At 64.4% G+C, this 18,294-nt stretch carries 22 protein-coding genes and 1 tRNA gene; 15 read left to right on the top strand and 8 right to left on the bottom strand.

All coding sequences use genetic code 11. From position 1 onward, the window contains the following. Positions 1-113: 113 nt before the first annotated feature. The 3 genes from NKI64_RS26970 to NKI64_RS26960 form a co-directional block, all read right to left on the bottom strand. Positions 114-190, bottom strand: a tRNA-Arg gene (locus tag NKI64_RS26970). Between the two features lie 162 nt (positions 191-352). Beyond that, positions 353-1,255, bottom strand: a complete 903-nt coding sequence (locus tag NKI64_RS26965) for a DUF1003 domain-containing protein (protein ID WP_023745876.1) — start codon at positions 1,253-1,255, stop codon at positions 353-355. Positions 1,256-1,674: 419 nt separating this feature from the next. Then, entirely contained in the window at positions 1,675-2,643 is a 969-nt protein-coding gene (locus tag NKI64_RS26960; protein WP_023683608.1) for a D-alanyl-D-alanine carboxypeptidase family protein, read from the bottom strand. 266 nt (positions 2,644-2,909) lie between these two features. Between NKI64_RS26960 and NKI64_RS26955 the strand changes: the two genes are divergently transcribed. The 4 genes from NKI64_RS26955 (at position 2,910) to NKI64_RS26940 (ending at position 7,396) form a co-directional block, all read left to right on the top strand. Further along, positions 2,910-4,721 carry a methyl-accepting chemotaxis protein gene (locus tag NKI64_RS26955; RefSeq protein ID WP_352671064.1) on the top strand — a complete coding sequence of 604 codons (1,812 nt, stop codon included), beginning with the start codon at positions 2,910-2,912 and terminating at the stop codon, positions 4,719-4,721. A gap of 236 nt (positions 4,722-4,957) precedes the next feature. Continuing rightward, positions 4,958-6,049 carry a hypothetical protein gene (locus NKI64_RS26950; RefSeq protein WP_352671062.1) on the top strand — a complete coding sequence of 364 codons (1,092 nt, stop codon included), beginning with the start codon at positions 4,958-4,960 and terminating at the stop codon, positions 6,047-6,049. Positions 6,050-6,318: 269 nt separating this feature from the next. After that, positions 6,319-6,939, top strand: coding sequence for a nucleoside triphosphate hydrolase (locus tag NKI64_RS26945; protein ID WP_023671222.1), 621 nt, complete (start codon positions 6,319-6,321; stop codon positions 6,937-6,939). An 85-nt stretch (positions 6,940-7,024) separates the two neighbouring features. After that, complete coding sequence (locus NKI64_RS26940) at positions 7,025-7,396, top strand: hypothetical protein (RefSeq protein ID WP_023683605.1); 372 nt, start codon at positions 7,025-7,027, stop codon at positions 7,394-7,396. Between the two features lie 25 nt (positions 7,397-7,421). On the opposite strand, the gene NKI64_RS26935 is transcribed toward NKI64_RS26940, so the two are convergent. The 3 genes from NKI64_RS26935 to NKI64_RS26925 all read right to left on the bottom strand — a co-directional run bounded on the left by NKI64_RS26935 (position 7,422) and on the right by NKI64_RS26925 (position 9,747). Beyond that, the gene (locus tag NKI64_RS26935; protein WP_023671224.1) at positions 7,422-8,126 is read right to left on the bottom strand and encodes a glutathione S-transferase family protein; all 705 of its coding nucleotides are present in this window, start codon (positions 8,124-8,126) and stop codon (positions 7,422-7,424) included. Positions 8,127-8,278: 152 nt separating this feature from the next. Continuing rightward, the gene (locus NKI64_RS26930) at positions 8,279-9,487 is read right to left on the bottom strand and encodes a beta-ketoacyl-[acyl-carrier-protein] synthase family protein (RefSeq protein WP_023671225.1); all 1,209 of its coding nucleotides are present in this window, start codon (positions 9,485-9,487) and stop codon (positions 8,279-8,281) included. Between the two features lie 5 nt (positions 9,488-9,492). After that, positions 9,493-9,747 carry an acyl carrier protein gene (locus NKI64_RS26925; protein WP_023671226.1) on the bottom strand — a complete coding sequence of 85 codons (255 nt, stop codon included), beginning with the start codon at positions 9,745-9,747 and terminating at the stop codon, positions 9,493-9,495. 235 nt (positions 9,748-9,982) lie between these two features. On the opposite strand from NKI64_RS26925, the gene NKI64_RS26920 reads away from it, so the two are divergent. The 5 genes from NKI64_RS26920 to NKI64_RS26900 are packed head-to-tail and all read left to right on the top strand — an operon-like array spanning position 9,983 to position 12,339. Beyond that, on the top strand, positions 9,983-10,804 hold the full coding sequence (locus tag NKI64_RS26920; RefSeq protein WP_081726189.1) for an urease accessory protein UreD: 822 nt from the start codon (positions 9,983-9,985) through the stop codon (positions 10,802-10,804). Between the two features lie 30 nt (positions 10,805-10,834). Next, positions 10,835-11,137, top strand: coding sequence for an urease subunit gamma (locus NKI64_RS26915; protein ID WP_023689153.1), 303 nt, complete (start codon positions 10,835-10,837; stop codon positions 11,135-11,137). Between the two features lie 10 nt (positions 11,138-11,147). Beyond that, positions 11,148-11,402 carry a DUF1272 domain-containing protein gene (locus tag NKI64_RS26910; protein WP_023671229.1) on the top strand — a complete coding sequence of 85 codons (255 nt, stop codon included), beginning with the start codon at positions 11,148-11,150 and terminating at the stop codon, positions 11,400-11,402. Between the two features lie 29 nt (positions 11,403-11,431). After that, on the top strand, positions 11,432-12,025 hold the full coding sequence (locus NKI64_RS26905) for a HupE/UreJ family protein (protein WP_023689154.1): 594 nt from the start codon (positions 11,432-11,434) through the stop codon (positions 12,023-12,025). 8 nt (positions 12,026-12,033) lie between these two features. Next, on the top strand, positions 12,034-12,339 hold the full coding sequence (locus NKI64_RS26900) for an urease subunit beta (protein ID WP_023671231.1): 306 nt from the start codon (positions 12,034-12,036) through the stop codon (positions 12,337-12,339). 26 nt (positions 12,340-12,365) lie between these two features. Here NKI64_RS26900 and NKI64_RS26895 read toward each other — a convergent pair whose 3' ends face one another. Further along, positions 12,366-12,863, bottom strand: a complete 498-nt coding sequence (locus tag NKI64_RS26895) for a hypothetical protein (protein WP_023689155.1) — start codon at positions 12,861-12,863, stop codon at positions 12,366-12,368. A 123-nt stretch (positions 12,864-12,986) separates the two neighbouring features. Continuing rightward, on the bottom strand, positions 12,987-13,349 hold the full coding sequence (locus NKI64_RS26890; protein WP_023671233.1) for a hypothetical protein: 363 nt from the start codon (positions 13,347-13,349) through the stop codon (positions 12,987-12,989). Positions 13,350-13,529: 180 nt separating this feature from the next. Between NKI64_RS26890 and ureC the strand changes: the two genes are divergently transcribed. The 6 genes from ureC (at position 13,530) to NKI64_RS26860 (ending at position 18,291) form a co-directional block, all read left to right on the top strand. Beyond that, positions 13,530-15,242, top strand: coding sequence for an urease subunit alpha (gene ureC / locus NKI64_RS26885; RefSeq protein WP_031195771.1), 1,713 nt, complete (start codon positions 13,530-13,532; stop codon positions 15,240-15,242). A gap of 92 nt (positions 15,243-15,334) precedes the next feature. Next, a complete protein-coding gene (locus NKI64_RS26880; RefSeq protein ID WP_023732688.1) occupies positions 15,335-15,928 on the top strand; it encodes a hypothetical protein in 594 nt (197 codons plus the stop codon). Between the two features lie 42 nt (positions 15,929-15,970). Then, the gene (locus NKI64_RS26875) at positions 15,971-16,576 is read left to right on the top strand and encodes a glutathione S-transferase family protein (protein WP_352652475.1); all 606 of its coding nucleotides are present in this window, start codon (positions 15,971-15,973) and stop codon (positions 16,574-16,576) included. Further along, positions 16,573-17,175 (top strand): urease accessory protein UreE, encoded by a 603-nt coding sequence (gene ureE / locus NKI64_RS26870; RefSeq protein WP_352595085.1) that lies wholly within the window; start codon positions 16,573-16,575, stop codon positions 17,173-17,175. The genes NKI64_RS26875 and ureE overlap by 4 nt, the downstream gene beginning before the upstream one ends. Next, positions 17,168-17,854, top strand: a complete 687-nt coding sequence (locus NKI64_RS26865) for an urease accessory protein UreF (protein ID WP_352595275.1) — start codon at positions 17,168-17,170, stop codon at positions 17,852-17,854. The genes ureE and NKI64_RS26865 overlap by 8 nt, the downstream gene beginning before the upstream one ends. Next, positions 17,851-18,291 carry a DUF3995 domain-containing protein gene (locus NKI64_RS26860; protein WP_023725997.1) on the top strand — a complete coding sequence of 147 codons (441 nt, stop codon included), beginning with the start codon at positions 17,851-17,853 and terminating at the stop codon, positions 18,289-18,291. Before NKI64_RS26865 ends, NKI64_RS26860 begins: the two co-directional genes overlap by 4 nt. Positions 18,292-18,294 lie beyond the last annotated feature (3 nt).

Here is an 18,294-nt window from a genome sequence, read left to right as displayed (position 1 = left end):
GATGATGAGACATGCAGGCTCGAACCACTCCAAAACCCCTTCGGGCCAAAAGTGTTACCCATGTCTCCGATATAAACCGTAACCTATGTGTCCGGAATGGACCCATCGGTAAGTGGCGCACCCGACAGGATTCGAACCTGTGACCTCTGCCTTCGGAGGGCAGCGCTCTATCCAGCTGAGCTACGGGTGCCTTCAGGGAACCTGAAAACGAACCAGCCGATAGGCCGGCCAGCCACGGCTTCTTAGCGGAAGCCGGCGCGGGCTTCAACGGGCAATTGGCGTGGCGATATTTTCGAAGCCGCCTTGCGCGGCCTGGCAAGTTCGCGTCCGCCCTGCAGCCTCAGCCCGGGACTCACCCCGCCACCTCCACCTTCGCCACCCGCCTGCGCACCCTGCGCGGCGCCCGCTTCGCCTTCTTCGCGCCGGTCAGTTCATGCATCGCGTCCAGCTGCATCTGCTGCATTTCGGCCAGCCGCGTCCATTGGCGCGAGATCAGATAGTCGAGCTTTTCGTGCAAATGGCGCACTTCCAGCTCGGCTTTCAGGTTCACCCGGTAGTCGTTGAACGAGCGCAGGCGGTCCTTGGCCTCCGTCCGTCTCTGGCTCATCATGATGATCGGCGCCTGGATGGCGGCGATACAGGAGAGCAGCAGGTTGAGCAGGATGAAGGGGTAGGGGTCGAAGGCGCTGCTCACGCCCGCGATCAAATTGATGCCGATCCACACCGCAAGCACGCTGCCGAACGAGATCAGGAACCACCAGCTGCCGCCGAAAGCCGCCATGTTGTCGGAGACGCGGTCGGCGAACGAGCGGTGCTCCTCGAACTCCTCTTCCGAGTTTTCCGAAATCGTGTCCTGCCTGGCGATCGATTCGACCACCTGGCGGTCGAGCTCGGAGAATTCGCCATGCTCCTGCTGCAGCAGCTCCTCCATGTAGCGCATGCGGTAGCGGCCGAGCTCCTCGCGGCTGATGCGGGCGCCGCGCGGCAGGTCCGGATGATCGGAGCGGATGCGGTCGGCCAGGCTTGGCCGCAGGTCGTCGATGCGCACCAGGTCGCGCTTGCGGAATTTGCGGCCCGATATCGCCGACGGCTTTCGCTTCGGCTTCAGGCGGCCATGGGGTTCGGAGTCCGGCACATCGGGCGCTTCCAGCGCCTCGTCGGCAACCAGCTCGGCGTCGTGGTCGGTCGGCGCCTCGAAATACTCGCCGCCGCTGTCGTTTTCATTGGCGGCCTGTTCGGATGGTTTTGGGCTCATGATGCCGGCTCCTGCTGTCGCGCCCACGATACGCCAAGCCGGCACGCCATAGCCACTGTGGCGGTGAAGATTGGGGGCTTGTGCAAGCGCTTGTGATGAATGCCTGCTGCAATTGCCTGTGGCGGCGCAGCCCCCCGGGGCCTCGCTCGCCTGCTGCTCGGCAACCAGACCGCCGAAGTGCTGTTGCGCCTGCTGCAGAGTTAAGATGAGGCAGCGATCCTTCACGACCCCCCCTCTGTCCTGCCGGACATCTCCCCCTCAAGGGGGGAGATCAGATGTCGCCATGGCTTCGCCAAACACGAAAAAGAGGCGAGACGCCGAAGCTGCTAATCTCCCCACTTGAGGGGGAGATGGCCGGCAGGCCAGAGGGGGGTGCTGTCCCGCCGGCGTTTCAGAGTTCCTCCACCCAAAGACGGGTTCTATTGCGGCGGTAAACCAGGCAACTGCGACCCCTGCGCCGGCAAACCAGGCGGCGGCAGGCCGGGCGACGCGGCCGGCTGATCTCCCGCAAACATCAGCCGCGTCTTCGTATCGGCCAGCGTCGGCGAAAGACTGCGCTGGATCAGCGCTTCGACATGGTCGTTGCGCTGGCGTGCGCTGTCGGCGCCCATCACCACGACGATCAGATGCCGGCCGTCGGCATTGTAGGACGTGACGATATTGTAGCCGGATGCCCTGATATAGCCGGTCTTAATGCCGTCGACGCCGCGCACCCGGCCGAGCATGTCGTTGTGGCCGCGCACCAGCCGACCGCGGAACATGAAGTCGCTTTCGGAGAAATAGTGGAACTGCTGCGGGAAGCGGGCGCGCAGCGCCATCCCCAGCGTCGCCATGTCGCGCGCCGATGTGTGCTGGCCATCGTCGGGCAGGCCGGAGGCATTGCGGAAGACGGTGCTGCTCATGCCGATCTGGCGCGCCTTCGAGGTCATCATGGCGGCGAACTGGTCCTCCGAGCCGCCGAGATATTCGCCCACCGCCACCGCCACGTCATTGGCCGACTTGACCACGATCGCTCGGATCGCCGAATCGACATCGATGCTCTCGCCGCGCTTGAAGCGCAATTTGGTCGGCGGCTGCCGGGCGGCATTGTCGGAGACCGGGATCTGCGTTTCCTTCGAGACGCGGCCGGACTCCAGCGCCTCGAACAGCAGGTACAGCGTCATCATCTTGGTCAGCGACGCCGGATAGCGTTGCGCCCTCGAACTGACTTCGAACAGCGTCTTGCCACTGCCGGCATCGATTACGATGGCGGCATATTTCTCCTGCGGCGCCGGCACCGCCAGCACGCTGTCGGGCGGTGCGGTGGTGCTGCAGCCGGCCACGAAGACGAGCAGCAGGAGGGCTGCGAGAAATTTTTGGACGAGGGAGGGGAAATGGAAGTTTGGCAAGGCAAGTCCGGCGTTGCTGAGAGGGCCGGAACCTAGCCTAACCCATTGTGTTCGTCCATTTGGTTAACGGCGGAGCTGCCGATGACGCTGCCAATCTCCCCCGCAAGGGGGGAGATCAGATGTCGCTTCGGCTTCGCCAATCATCGGCGCTGAAACGGCAACCTCGACATCCGCCCACCCGCCCGAAATCGCCTGCTTCCTGTCCTGTTTTGCCTGCGGGGTCGCGGTGCTGCTATAGAGGCGGCAATTGCTTGGGGGACTTGACAATGACCGGTGACATCGGCGCGGCTGCGCCATCTCTTATCAGGGCTTCGCTCAGCCGCACCGGCAAATGGGCCGGCAGCGTCGCTTTCATCGGCGGCGCTGCTTCCGACATCCTCAATCCGCTGGCGCCATTCGCCGCCTATATCGCGCTGGTCGCTTCGGTTGCCGCCGCCATCATCGCCATTGCCATCGTTCTGCGGCTGGTGCTGGCCGCCAAGGCGCTGCCGGCGCTGATCTTTGCCACCAGCGCTGCCGCCGTCGCCGGCGGCGTCTATGGCCTGCAGCAGCAGACCAATTCGCAGAACGGTGTGATCGCCGGCCTGGTACCGGCCATCGCCCAGTTGCAGCAGCAGATGGGCATCGTCTCGGCCAGGGTGGCCAGGATCGAGCAAACGGTAACCGAGACGAAGCTGACGGTCGACCAGGTCAAGCAATCGACCGACGCGGTGGCGAAGAAGACCGAGGAAATTGCGTCGACCCAGCAGCAGCAGGCTGAGCAGGGCGCGCAGACGCAAAAGTCGGTAGAGGCGGTCAAGCAGACGACCGAAACGCTTGCTGCCGGCCAGCAGAAACAGGCCGAGCAGGCGGATAAGCTTCAGGCGACCACCGAGCAGATCGCCGCCTCGATCGACACCATCGCCAAGGGCTTTGCCGCATTGGCCGCGCAGGGCGGGGCGATCGCCGAGCCGAAGCGGCCGGATGAATTCTACCACAATGCCCGCGTCTACGAGCTTTCCGGCGACATGCTGAATGCGCGGCGCTCCTATCTCGCTTTCGCCGGTTTCGACGTCGACGCCGTCGATCCCTACACACGCTTCGCCACCCTGCTGCGCGTGCAGGACGGCAAGGCCGGCGCCCGCGAAGTGTTCGGCGCCCTGGCCGACAAGGCCAAGGCGCTGTCGATCAAGCTGGTCCATATCCTGCAGTTCGACGATGCCCAGCGTCTCGACAAGCTCAACGCCTTCATCGCCGCCAATCCGGATTTCGCACCGGCCTATTACCTGCTCGCGCAGGAGTTTTCCGAGGATCGCCTCGGCGTCCAGTCGCTGTCCGACAAGCGCAGCGAGGCCGAGGCGCTGACCAGGTTCGTCTCCTATGAAAAGGAAGGCGGGCTGCTCAAATATTTCGTCGACCAGACGCAGCTCGCCGACTGGCTCGACCGCAGCCGTACCCGCCTGACGGCGCTTGGCGACGTGCTCGACCCGCAGCGCTTTGCCCCGACGCTGACGCCGATGCGCTCCAATGCCGGCTGGACGATCTCCATCTCGCTGCCCGAGGCCGCGACCGGCATTTCCTGGCGCATGGGTGTGTCAGGTCCGTTCACCGACACCGGGCTGATGGCGATGAACGACCAGCGCACCGGCAAGCCGATGCCCAATCCGAGCTTCGAATTGCCCGACAGCACCACGGCCACCACCATCGGGGTCAAGTATCTCGATCTCAGGGGCCGCGAGACCGGGCCGTTCAACATAAGTTTCGATCCGGACGCAGCGCTGCAACAGGGCAACAAACAGATCCTCGACCAGTTCTGGACGTCGTGGATCGCCTTCGACGCCAGCGGCAATCATGGCCTGGTCTATTTCTCCCAGATGCTGTCGTTCCGCTGCGGCATCAAGGAGGTGCGCTACAGCCTGAACGGCACGGCGCTCGACAGGGAGATCAAGCTGCCGCCTTGCGACAAGAAGGACCCGTACGCCATTCCTTATGACTACCAGCCTTACTTCAAGGTCGCCGACAACGTGACGTCGATGGCGGTGCAGGTCACCTACACCGACGGCACCAAGTCGCCGGTGCGCGAGTATAAGCGGCAGTAGGCGCCCACCCTCCCCCATGTGGGGAGGGTCGATCCGCGTAGCGGATCGGGGTGGGGGTCCTCGTAGGGCGCTACCCCCACCCCGTCGATCGATCTCCGCTTCGCTCCGATCGCTCGCCGACCCTCCCCACAAGGGGGAGGGTAAAAATCGCCCTGATGCAAAATGCCGGTCGCTGTGCTTGCGCATCCCTCGCGGAGCGGGTTTGTTCGCTGCCATCAGAATCAGCAGGTGCGCGGATGGATACGGTCACGATCAAGGCAAAGGGCATTTCGGTCATGCTCGATCTCACTGTCGGCCATATCGCCGACATAACGGTCGACAGCGATGGCCGCCAGCTGAAGCCGCTGCACCGCGCGCCCTGGATCGATGCCGGCGAGACGCTGCCGCCGGACCTGCCTGAAGGCACGGTGCGGCTGTCGGGCGATTTCCTATGCGCACCGTTTTCGGCCAGCGACATCGAGGCCGCACCGCTGCATGGCTGGCCGGCCAACAGCCCCTGGGATGTCACCGTCAGCGAAGCGACATCCGACGGCTGGCGGGCCGTCTTCCGGTTGCGCCGCACGGTGATGGGCGCGACGGTCGACAAGATCTTCACGCTCCGCAACAGTCATCCCTTTCTCTATCAGGAGCATGTCTTTTCCGGCGGTTCCGGAGCGGTCTCCGCCGCCCACCATCCGATGGCGGCGATGCGCGATGGCGGCCGGCTGGCCTTTTCGCCGAAGCGCTTTGCCGGGACACTGGACGCACCGCTGGAGCCCGATCCGGCCCGCGGCCGCTTCAAGCTTTCCTATCCCGCCCGCTCGACCGATCTGACGCGCTTTCCAGCCACTGGCGGCGGCACGCTCGATCTCACCGACTACCGCATGGAGGATGAGCGCGAGGATTTCATCACCCTGGTCGAAGCCGATCATGACGGTCCGGGCTGGACGGCGCTGGCGCGCCGGGCCGAACAGGATCTGGTGCTGGTGCTGAAGAACCCGGCGGAGCTTCCGGTCACCATGCTGTGGTTCAGCAATGGCGGCCGCGACTACGCGCCGTGGAGCAGCCGCCATCGCGGCGTGCTCGGCATCGAGGACGGCCGCGCCGCCATCGGCCATGCCGCATCGATCGACGACAATTGGCTGAAGCGCGAAGGGGTCGCGACCGCTTTTACCCTCGGCGGCGAAGTCTCCTTCCGCCATGTCATCGGCACGCTGCCGCTGGCGAGCGGCGAGCCGCCGCGCGCTATCGGGACAGCCTCAGGTCACATGCATCTCACCGGAGCCGATGGTTCGACCCGCGATGTCGCATTCGACAGCGATTTCCTGCGGATCGGCCAGCCCGGCTGATTTTCGAACGCTGGCCCTGCCCCTCACCTGCCTGCCGGCATCCTCGACACACGGCACATGGAGCTTGTCCGCCGCACCGCCGCGCCAACCAATCTGCTTGGCGCTGCGGCGGACGCATAGGGGGAGAAGTGTTACCCATCTATCGGCTGCACACCGGCAGGGCGACGAGGGGCAGCGCTGACGTGGCGGATGTCGTGAGATTGCCCAAATCGCGGTTTGAAATTTCCTCAAACTGCCGACAAGATGCAAAGCATAACTGGAAGCGCCCAATGTCCGAAATCGCCCATCTCGCCGCCACCATCTTCAAGCGCGCCGGCAAGGCGAAACGCTTCATCGTCGCCATTGCCGGCCCGCCCGGCGCCGGCAAGTCGACGCTCTCGGCCGGCCTGCATGATCTGTTGCCGGAGGGCGCGGCTGAAGTCGTGCCGATGGACGGCTTCCACTATGATGACATCGTGCTCGACCAGCGCGGCCTGCGGTCAAGAAAGGGCGCGCCGGAGACTTTCGACTTCGCCGGCTTCGAGACGCTGTTGAAGCGCATCCGTTCGGGCGAGCCAGACATCGCCATTCCGGTGTTCGACCGCAGCATGGAATTGTCGCGCGCCGCCGCCTCCATCGTTGCCGCCGAGACCAAGTTCATCCTGGTCGAAGGCAATTACCTCCTGCTGGACGAGGAGCCGTGGTCGCGGCTGGCGCCGCTGTTCGACTTCACCATCTTTGTCGATGTGCCGCGTGCCGAACTCGAGCGCCGCCTTCTGGTGCGCTGGCACGAGCATGGCCGCTCCGACGAAGACGCCCGCGCTTGGATCGCTTCCAACGACATGCCCAACATCGATCGCGTGCTCGGCCGTCGCAGGTCCGCCGACCTGGTTGTTGGCGATCCCGCATAGTTCGCTGGACTTCGGAACGGGAACCTTAAGACTTTCAGGTCGTTATCTCTCATCGGCAATCGTGCCGCCGTGAGGGAACCGTCAGATGGCAACCAAGGCAAAAACACCCGCCAAGAGCAAGACCGCTCAACCCAAAGCCAGGCAGGCAAAGGCCACGCAGGCGAAGGCAGGCGCCGGCCCGGCGATCGCCGAGCGGTCCAAGGACGCAAAGCCGGCTTTCGGCAAAGCGGCGCCAAAGAAGGTAGAACCGGTGGCGACGGCAAAGGTGACGGCGAAAACCGCCAAACCCAAGAAGCCGGCAAGCAGCGGCTCGGTGGCCGGCGGCGCGATGCGCACCGTCAAGGCGACCGCCAATGTCGCCGCTGGTGCGGTGGCGGCGACAGCCAGGGGCGCTGCGTCGCTCGCTGCGTCCGTCATCGGCAAGGGCGGCTCGAAAAGCAAGGCCAAGGCGAAATAGACCCGGCTGCTTCGGCTGGCCGAGGTCAATTCCTGGCGGGAATGGTCAGGCCGCGCTGCACCGCGGGCCGCGCCAGCCCGCGCTCCAGCCATGCCGCGACGGTGGGGAAGTCGTCGAAGCCGACGAGTTCGCGCGCCTCGTAGAAGCCGATCAGATTGCGCACCCAGCCCAGCATCGAAATGTCGGCGATGGTATAGTCGTCGTCCATGATCCAGGTTCGACCCTTCAGCCGCGTCTCCAGCACCCCGATCAGCCGCCGCGATTCATTGCGGTAGCGATCCAGCGGCCGCTTGTCGGCGATCTCGCGTCCGGCGAATTTGTTGAAAAACCCGACCTGTCCGAAAATCGGCCCGATCGCCGCCATCTGGAAGAACACCCATTGGATGGTCTCGTAGCGCCGCGCCGGATCGGCAGGGATCAGCTTGCCGGTCTTGTCGGTGAGGTAGAGCAGGATGGCGCCGGATTCGAACAGGCCGAATGGCCTGCCGCCCGGCCCGTCGGGGTCGATGATCGCAGGTATCTTGCCGTTCGGGTTCAGCGACAGGAATTCCGGCGTCCAGCTCTGGTCCTTGCCGATATCCACCAGATGCGCCTCGTAGGGGAGGCCGAGTTCTTCCAGCGCGATCGAGACTTTCACCCCATTCGGCGTCGTCGCGGAATAGAGCTGCAGGCGGTCGGGGTGGCTGGCCGGCCAGCGCTTGGTGATCGGAAAGGCGGACAGGTCGGTCATCGAAAGCTCCGGTCGGGAATTTGGCGCGGTATCGCGCCGTCTGGCGAGTTGCGAAGGATTATCCTCGGCTTCTTTGCCGATCAACCGGTCGAAGGTGCACACACCGTCTTCGCAGTCATTCAGGGCCAGTCGCTCAGGCCAGTCGCTTGCCGTCAGACCGCCTTGAACGCCACCACGGCATTGGTGCCGCCGAAGGCAAAACCGTTGCTGATCGCCGCGCGCACCTTGCGCTCGCGCGCCACATTCGGCGTGATGTCGAGATCGCAGTCGGGGTCGGCCTGCCGGAAATTGGCCGTCGGCGGCACGATGCCTTCGCGGATCGCCATCACGCAGGCGATCATTTCCAGGCCGCCCGAGGCGCCGAGGCAATGGGCATGCATCGACTTGGTCGACGACACCGACAGCTTATAGGCATGGTCGCCGAAGACGCGCTTGATTGCCGCCGTCTCGATCTGGTCGTTGGCCTTGGTGCCGGTGCCGTGGGCGTTGAGATAGTCGACGTCCTCGGGATTGAGCCCGGCGTCCGCCAGGCAGGCGCGCATCGCCGCCGTCGGTCCCTCGACAGTCGGCGCGACGATATCGGAAGCGTCGGCGGAAAGGCCGGCTCCGGCAAATTCGGCCAGAATGGTCGCGCCGCGCGCCATGGCGTGTTCATACGTTTCCAGCACCGCCATTCCAGCACCTTCGCCGAGCGACAGGCCTTGGCGATCGGCCGAGAACGGCCGGCAGGTATCGGGCGCCAGCACCCGCAGGGCCTCCCAGCCCTTCAGGATGCCCCAAAGCAGCGGCGCGTCGGTGCCGCCGGCGACCATGACATCGGCGCGGCCGAGCCGGATCTGGTCGACCGCCGAGGCAAAGGCGTGATTGGACGAGGAGCAGGCCGAAGTGACGCCGAACACCGGCCCGCGCAGGCCGAGATTCATGCTGACATGGCCGGATGCCGCACTCGGCATCACTTTCGGCACGGTGAAGATGCCGGCCCGGTTCTTGCCGTCGACCAGGATGGCGCGATAGTTCTCCTCGATCGCCTCCCAGCCGCAGACGCCGACGCCGACAACCGCGCCCATCCGGTAGGTGGTTGCTTCAGTCGATGTCAGGCCGGCATGCTGCATGGCTTCGCGCGCGGCAATCGTCGCCAAAAGGCTGAAGCGGTCCATCGACACGGTCTGCTTGTGGCTGATGCCATGGTCGGGCAGCGTCTTGATTTCGCAGCCGACCTTGACCTTCAAATCATGCAAACCGGGATTGCTGATTTGACCGATGGCCGATCGGCCGGCCCGCATTTCGTTCCAGATTGCAGGCGCATTGGCGCCGAGCCCGCATATGCCGCCGATGCCGGTAATGACGACGCGCTTTTGCATTCAGCTCAGGCTTTTTTCGCAATCAGCGCGCGAACAGCCTCAACCATATCGCCGACATTCTTGAGATTGCTCCAGGCATCGACCGTGTTCATCTCGATCTCGATGCCGTACTGCTCCTCGAGATCGAAGATGATCTCGGTCAGTTCCAGGGAATGGATGCCAAGCGCGGTCAATTCCGTATTGGTGGTGATCTCTTCGCCACCGGGCTCCGCATGTGCCCTGATCTTGGCGATGATTTCCGTTGCCAGCTCGTCAGCCATTCGATTCCTTCCCCAATTTTATAACGTCGCGGTGCCGATTGGTTGGCGCCCCTGTTGCCTGGACTGAAATCGCCGTCGCCTTCAAAAACCCGCCAGGCGCAGCATGACCGTTCCAAAGAGGCTCCCTCTATAGAAACGGAAACGCTGTCAAGCAACAAGCTATATCAACAAGCACCATATCGACAAAGCGCCGGGAGTGCTTAACGTTAGCGCCGTGGATACGTTGCAGCATGTCTTGATCCCAGCTCTTCCGGCCCAGCGCGCGGCCGGGGCGGCCCGGCTTGCGTGCGGCGTCAGGGATGGACGCACCCGGCTTTTGCGCCTCTATCAGGACGGCTCGGCCAAAATCCGCATGCCGGCCGTTGCGGCCGATCCGCTCGAAGCCGTGCTCATCAACACCGCCGGCGGTCTGACCGGCGGCGATCGGCTCGGCTGGGAAATCGATGTCGGGCCAGGTGCCTCCGCCTCGATAACCACCCAGGCCTGCGAAAAGATCTATCGTGCCGCTAGCGACCGCGCCGAAGTTCGGGTGAAGCTCAGCGTCGGCGCGGGCGGGCGTATCGCCTGGCTGCCCCAGGAAACCATCGTCTTCGACCGCTCGGCCTTTGCCCGCACGCTCGAGGTCGAGCTTGCCGCAGGCGCCGAGGCATTGCTGCTTGAAGCCACCATATTCGGCCGCCTCGCCATGGGCGAAGAGGCCGCGCACGGCCATTTCCACGACCGTTGGCGTGTCCGCCAGGATGGTGCGCTCGTTCATGCCGAGGATTTCCGCATCGGGCCGGCTATCGCGGCGGCACTTGGCCGCCCGGCGGTCGCCGGCGGCGCCATTGCCGCTGCGACGCTGCTGATGGTCTCGCCGCAGGCCGAAGCCTTGCTCGATCCCGCCCGCGACATCGTCGGCGCCGACGGCGATGCCAGCGCCTGGAGCGTCAAAAAATCTGGCAAGCTTCTTGCGAGGCTGTTTGCCGAGGACGGCTATCAGCTGCGCAAGCGGCTGGTTCCGCTAGTCGAACTGCTCAACGGGCGGGCGGGTCTGCCCAAATTATGGTCACTCTGAGCCAAATACAGGCCAAATCCAGGAAAGCGCATGAACCTGACGCCGCGTGAAAAGGACAAGCTGCTCATCGCCATGGCGGCGATCGTGGCGCGCAAGCGGCTGGAACGCGGCGTCAAGCTCAATCACCCCGAAGCGATCGCGCTGATCACCGATTTCGTCGTCGAGGGCGCCCGCGACGGCCGCCCGGTCGCCGAACTGATGGAGGCCGGCGCCCATGTCATCACCCGCGGGCAGGTGATGGAAGGCATCGCCGAGATGATCCACGACGTGCAGGTCGAGGCGACCTTTCCCGACGGCACCAAGCTGGTGACCGTTCACGAACCGATCAGGTGAGGAGAAAACGATGCTGGAGCTGCGACCGAATTGCGAATGCTGCGACAAGGACCTGCCGCCGGAAGCGGCGGACGCGCTGATCTGCACCTTTGAATGCACCTTCTGCGCTGACTGCGCTGAACATGTGCTGGGCGGCGTCTGCCCGAACTGCGGCGGCAATTTTTCCGCACGCCCGATCCGCCCAGTGGAGAAACTGGTGAAATATCCGGCCTCGACCCAACGCGTGCTCAAGGCCGAGGGCTGCGGCCCGCGCAAGGCTGCGTGATTGTTTTCGTGACTTCGAAGGGAAGACCGATGATCTCTGCTTCAACCAAACGCACCACGCTTGCAGCGATCCTGCTGCTGGCGGCGGCGATGCCCGCCTATGCCCATGTCGGCATCGGCACGACCTCGTCCTTCGCGGCGGGCTTCGCGCATCCGCTGTCCGGCCTCGACCATATGACCGTCATGGTAGCCGTCGGCCTGTGGGCGGCGCTCAAGGGCGGCAAGGCAATCTGGGCCTGGCCGCTGGCCTTTGTCGGCGTCATGCTGGTCGGCGGCGCGCTCGGCATGCTCCACGTGCCGGTGCCTTTCGTCGAACCGGGCATCCTTGCCTCCGTCGTCGCGCTTGGCTTGCTGGTGGCGTTGGCGGTCGATCTGCCGGTCTCGGCCGGAGTCGCCATCATCGGCCTGTTCGCGCTGTTCCATGGCCATGCCCACGGCACCGAAGTGCCGGAAAATGCCGGTGGACTTGACTATATGGCCGGCTTTGCCGTTGCCACCGCACTTCTCCATGCCATGGGCATCGCTGCCGGCCTTGGCCTCGGCATGCGCTTTCGCGGGCTTGCCCGCGCCGCTGGCGCCGCTTGTGCTGCAGTCGCCGTCGGCCTGGTCTTCGGCGTTTTGTGAGGCTAACGATGATTCCCGGCGAAATCATCACGGCAAGCGGCGACATCGAGCTCAACAAGGGGCTGCCGACGGTGACGCTGAAGGTGGCCAACAGCGGCGACCGGCCGATCCAGGTCGGCAGCCACTACCATTTCTTCGAGACCAATGAGGGGTTGAAATTCGATCGCGACAAAGCGCGCGGCATGCGTCTGGACATTGCCGCCGGCACCGCGATGCGCTTCGAACCGGGACAAGAGCGGGACGTCACGCTGGTGCCGTTCGGAGGAAAACGCGAGGTCTACGGTTTTCAGCAGAAGATCATGGGCAGGCTGTGAGATCGACGGGGTCGGGCGCCCTGAGGTCAGTTCGACGGCCTGGCCGCCGCGTAGATGACGATTCTTGCCGAGCCGTCGAATTCCACCGCAAGGACGTCTTCCGTAAGCACGCGCCGCGAATCGATGGCGTTGAACAGCAAGGCGTTGGCGTCGATCTCCTTGCGCAGTTCCGCAATGTCATCCTGATGCTGTTCGACCTTGCTCTCGACCGCCGGCGGCGGGCCGCCTTCGCTGCGCGCCGCGTCGGTGAGGAAGACGATATCCACAGTATCGAGCTTGGACGTCTTGCGCACGGCGCCGATGTTCTCACGCGTCCGCTCGATCGCGGTGATGATCTTGTTGGTCTGTGGTTCCGTCCGCGCCTCCTCCTGCCGGACATCGGAGCCGACGATCCTGTTGACGGTGTCGGCCCGGTTGACGGCGTCAGCGCTTTCAAGACCTTGCGCGGCTTGCGGGCCGAAAGCTGCGAGAAATGTGCAGGCAGCAAGGCTCTGGAGCCATCTGGTGTCGGCAAAGACAGGCATTGCTCGCTCCTGGTGGACTTTTCTGTGCAACGCCGTTCGGCGCCAAAGGAACGAAACGCCTCCTGTCGGGCGAAGGTTCCCTGTGGGCTGGCGGGCCGGGTGCCGGCCCGCCAAGCGCTTCTTTCAGCTTGCCTTCTTGGTGACAAGGGTCAGCGCGCCATCGGTGGTCATGCTGGCGGCGACCACCTGTGCCGAGGTGAGCCCCTTGGCTTCGAGCGCCGACTTGATCTGCGGCGTCGCGTCGATCGAAGAGCGCAGTTTCTGCAGCCCGGCATCGCCACGCTGGGCGATCACCTGATTGACCTGCGTCTGGGTGGCCTTGGGCAATTCGCTGATATCGACGATGTTGACCTTCTGGATCGCCGGCGCCGCCGGCTGAGCGCTGGGCGCCGCCGGCTTCGGTTGCGGCGTGGGCTGCTGCTGGGCGCCGGCTACGGTTGCGGAGGCCAGCGTGGCGGCGGCTGCAAGAACGATGATTTTGCGCATGTATTTTCCTTTCATCGATTTGGCCAAGGGTTTGGCAAACGGGCGGTTTGGGGTGGCACGGCCACCTCAACGGCCAAATGGGATCAGAAGGTGTCGCCGAGCGGGTCATTGCATGACCATTGGATGGCGACGATGTGGAGTTCGGCTGCGGCCGGACTCTCGTTTGGGGAGCATTGACTGATGGCTAGAATTACCCGCGCCGCCTACGCGCAGATGTATGGCCCGACGGTCGGCGACAGAGTGCGCCTGGCCGATACCGAGCTGTTTATCGAGGTCGAAAAGGACCTCACCGTCCATGGCGAGGAGGTGAAATTCGGCGGCGGCAAGGTCATCCGCGACGGCATGGGCCAGAGCCAGGTGTCGCGCGCCGGCGGCGCGGTCGACACGGTCATCACCAACGCGCTGGTGGTCGATGCCACGGCCGGCATCTTCAAGGCCGATATAGGTCTCAGGGACGGCCGCATCGCGGCGATCGGCAAGGCCGGCAATCCCGACACGCAGGACGGCGTCACCATCATCATCGGCCCCGGTACAGAGATCATCGCCGGCGAGGGCAAGATCCTCACCGCCGGCGGCTTCGACGCGCACATCCACTTCATCTGTCCGCAGCAGATCGACGAAGCGCTGATGTCGGGCATCACCACCATGCTCGGCGGCGGCACCGGCCCGGCGCATGGCACGCTGGCCACCACCTGCACGCCCGGACCCTGGCACATGGCGCGCATGATCCAGTCCTTCGACGCTTTCCCGATGAACATCGGCCTGTCCGGAAAGGGCAACGCCTCGCTGCCGGCAGCGCTGGAGGAAATGGTGCTGGGCGGGGCCTGCTCGCTGAAGCTGCACGAGGACTGGGGGACGACGCCGGCGGCCATCGATTGCTGCCTGTCGGTTGCCGACGATTACGACGTGCAGGTGATGATCCACACCGACACGCTGAACGAATCCGGCTTTGTGGAGAACACCGTCGCCGCCATCAAGGGCCGCACCATCCACGCCTTCCACACCGAAGGCGCCGGCGGCGGCCATGCGCCCGATATCATCAAGGTCTGCGGCCTGCCCAACGTCATTCCGTCTTCGACCAACCCGACGCGGCCCTACACCGTCAACACGCTGGCCGAGCATCTCGACATGCTGATGGTCTGCCACCATTTGTCGCCGTCGATCCCTGAAGACATCGCCTTTGCCGAAAGCCGTATCCGCAAGGAGACCATCGCGGCGGAAGACATTCTGCACGATATCGGCGCCTTCTCGATCATCTCGTCGGACTCGCAGGCCATGGGCCGTGTCGGCGAGGTGGCGATCCGCACCTGGCAGACCGCCGACAAGATGAAGCGCCAGCGCGGGTCATTGCCGCAGGAGACCGGCAACAACGACAATTTCCGCGTCCGCCGCTACATCGCCAAATACACCATCAACCCGGCCATCGCGCATGGGCTGTCCAGGGACATCGGGTCGATCGCGGTCGGCAAGCGCGCCGATCTGGTGCTGTGGAACCCAGCCTTCTTCGGCGTCAAACCGGACATGGTGCTGATCGGCGGCATGATAGCCGCAGCCCCGATGGGCGACCCCAACGCCTCTATCCCGACCCCCCAGCCCATGCACTACCGCCCGATGTTCGGCGCCTATGGCAAGGCCAGGACCAACTCGTCGGTGACCTTCGTTTCGAAGGCGGCGCTGGAGTCCGGCCTGCATGGCAGGCTCGGCGTCGACAAGCAGTTCGTCGCGGTCGAAAATACCCGTGGCGGCATCGGCAAGCACTCGATGATCCTCAACGACGCCACGCCGCATATCGAGGTCGATCCCGAAACCTATGAGGTTCGCGCCGATGGCGAACTCTTGACTTGCGAGCCGGCAACCGTGCTGCCGATGGCGCAGCGGTATTTCCTGTTTTGAGGCGAGTGGCGATTTGATCGACCCGGCAAATTCCATTGCGAGCCGGTCGGTGCCGCCGCAATATGCGGCTCAAAGAAACCGCGTAGCAGGTCATGGCCACCGAAATAGCCTCCGCCCACGACATCTTCCCGCATATCCGCATCGTCATGGGCATGGTGATCGGACTTGGCGTCGCTCGCCTGCTGTCGGGGGTGGCGCGCATCGTCCAGCATCCCGGCCAGTACAGGCTCTATCCCGTGCACCTCGGCTGGGTCGCCTCCATGCTGTTGCTGCTGGTGCATTTCTGGTGGTGGGAGTTCGGCCTCTACACCATAGAGGTCTGGACTTTCGGCAAGTACCTGTTCCTGATCTTCTACGCCATCACGCTGTTCCTGCTGTGCGCGCTGCTGTTTCCGGATTCGATGCTCGACTACACCAGCTACGAGGATTTCTTCTATTCGCGCCGCGGCTGGTTCTTCGGCCTGCTGGCGACCACCTATCTGCTCGATGTCGTCGACACGCTGCTGAAAGGTCCCGAGCATTTCGCCCGCTACGGCAATGAATATCTGTTCCGAACGCCGGTTTTCGTGGTGTTGTGCATAGCCGCCATACTGGTGCGCGACCGCCGTTTTCACATTGCCTTCGTCGTCGGCACGCTGATCTATCAGATATCGTTCATCCTGCGGCTCTTCGACACCATCGTCTGAACAGTGGCTATGGTTTAGGGTCGCAGGAAAGAGGGTTCGACCATGTACAAGGTTATCGGATCGCGTGGCTCCCGCGTCAGCCGCGTTCTGTGGATGCTTGAGGAACTCGGGCAGCCCTATGAATTCGTCGAGGTCAAATTGCGCTCGCCGGAAGCCTATGCGCTCAACCCGTCGGGCAAGGTGCCGATCCTGATCGATGGCGAACTGACGGTGACGGATTCGGCGGCGATCTGCGTCTATCTCGCTGACAAACACGCCGACAAGGGTTTGGGCGCCAATCACGGCCTCGCTGGCCGCGCCGAGATGGATTCCTGGATGCATTTTGCCCAGTCCGAGTTCGAAGCGCCGCTGTGGAACAAGCTGCGCCACCGCTTCCTGTTGCCGAAGGACGTGCGGGTCGATGTCGGCCCCGCCGCCGCCTACGATTTCGCCTCGGAGGCCAAGGCGCTCGACGGCCGGCTGGGGGATCGGGAGTTTGCGCTGGGCGACCGGTTTTCCGCCGTCGACGTGCTGTTGGGCGACATGGGCGGCTGGGCCCGCGCCGGAAAATTTCCGATCGAATCCGAGCGCGTCAACGCGTATTTCGACCGCGTCCTGGCGGGGCCTGCCCGTGCGAGAGCCCAGGCTAACGGTGGAGCCATGCGATGAAACTCAACCTGAACACCGACTTCACCAAGTTCCCGCGCGCCGTCTCGGTGGTGCCTGCCGGCACTGCCGGAACCACGGCCCCATCCGGCCGTGCCGTCCTGCCCCATGACGAGCGTCATTTGCGCCGCCGCGCCATCGAGCTTGCCGACGGCAGCAAGGTGCTGGTCGACCTGCCGAAACCCGTGACCTTGAACGATGGCGACCGGCTGGTGTTGGAGGATGGCGCACATATCGAGATCACTGCCGCACCCGAAGAGGTCTACGACATCCGCGCCCGCCACGCCGTGCATCTGACCGAACTCGCCTGGCATATCGGCAACCGGCATCTGGCGGCTGCGATCGAGCCCAGCCGCATCCTGATTTTGCGCGACCATGTCATCAAGGCTATGCTGGAAGGGCTGGGCGCCACGGTGCGCGAAGTCTCCGAACCGTTCAAGCCGGTGCGCGGCGCCTATTCCGCCCAAGGTGCGCATGGTCACGAGCACGGCCATGCGCATGCGCACGCCGAAGCGCATTCCCATGATGGACGTTCCCACGCACACAGCGAGTCGCATTCGCACAGCCATTCCCATGACGGGCATCATCACGATCATGACTGACCAGCCATCCGGCATCGCTTTGCTGCGGCTCATGGCGTGGCTGTCGCCGGCCTTTCCCGTTGGCGGCTTTGCCTACAGCCATGGACTCGAGCCTGCCGTGCAAGACGGGCTGGTTGCCGATACCGCCAGCCTCGCCTTCTGGCTGGAGACGCTGGTCGAGATGGGCTCGGGCTGGAACGACGCCGTGCTCTTCGCGGAAAGCTGGCGCCGCGCCCGCGACGGCGGCGACCTCCATGAAGGCGACCTCCATGAAATTGCCGATCTCGCCGAAGCGCTGGCCGGCTCGCGTGAGCGCCACACCGAAACCATGCTGCAAGGCGCCGCCTTCCTGAAAGCGGCAGCGGCGTGGGCGAATCCGGTATTGGGCCGCCTGCCGGCCGAATGCGCCTACTGTGTCGCCGTCGGCGCCGTTGCCGGCGGCAACGGCATCGCGCTTCAGGACGCGATGTCGGCCTTCCTGCAGGCCTTCTTCTCCAACCTCGTTCAGGCGGCGATCCGACTCGGAATCGTCGGCCAGACGGACGCCATGGCCTTGCTCGCCGGCTTCGAGCCGTTGGCGCTGTCGACGGCCGCGCGCGCCGCCGGCTCGACATTGGACGATCTCGGCGGCTGCGCCTTCATCTCCGACATCATGGCGATGAAGCACGAGACGCAGTATTCCAGGCTGTTCCGCTCATGATCGTCCTCGCCTTCGCCCTCTCGGCCGTCCTGCTGCTGATCACCGCGCTGCATGTCTATTGGGGCCTTGGCGGCATCTGGCCGGGCAGGGACGGCGTCTCCTGCGCCCACGCCGTCGTCGGCTTTCGCGGCGTCGACGAGATGCCGACGCCGTTTGCCTGTTTCGCCGTTGCCGCGTGCCTGTGCCTGGCGACACTGTGGCCGCTGGCGCTGACAGGGGTCTTCGCCACCCCCTTTCCAAGGGAAGGCCTTTCCGCCACAGCGCTGCTCATAGGGCTGGTCTTCCTCGGCCGCGGCATTGCCGGCTTCACGCCGTGGTGGCGCCGTGTGGCGCCGGAACAGCCTTTTGCGCGGCTCGATATCAGCTTCTATTCGCCGCTCTGCCTGTTGATCGGGCTCAGCTTCGCCATCCTCGCCATCACGGAGTTTTCGGCATGACGG

The sequence above is a fragment of the Mesorhizobium sp. M0478 genome, from assembly GCF_040321305.1.
Classification (GTDB): Bacteria; Pseudomonadota; Alphaproteobacteria; order Rhizobiales; family Rhizobiaceae; genus Mesorhizobium.
The sequence above is the reverse complement of the archived record's forward strand: the minus strand, read 5'-3'. Positions and strand labels throughout refer to the sequence as shown.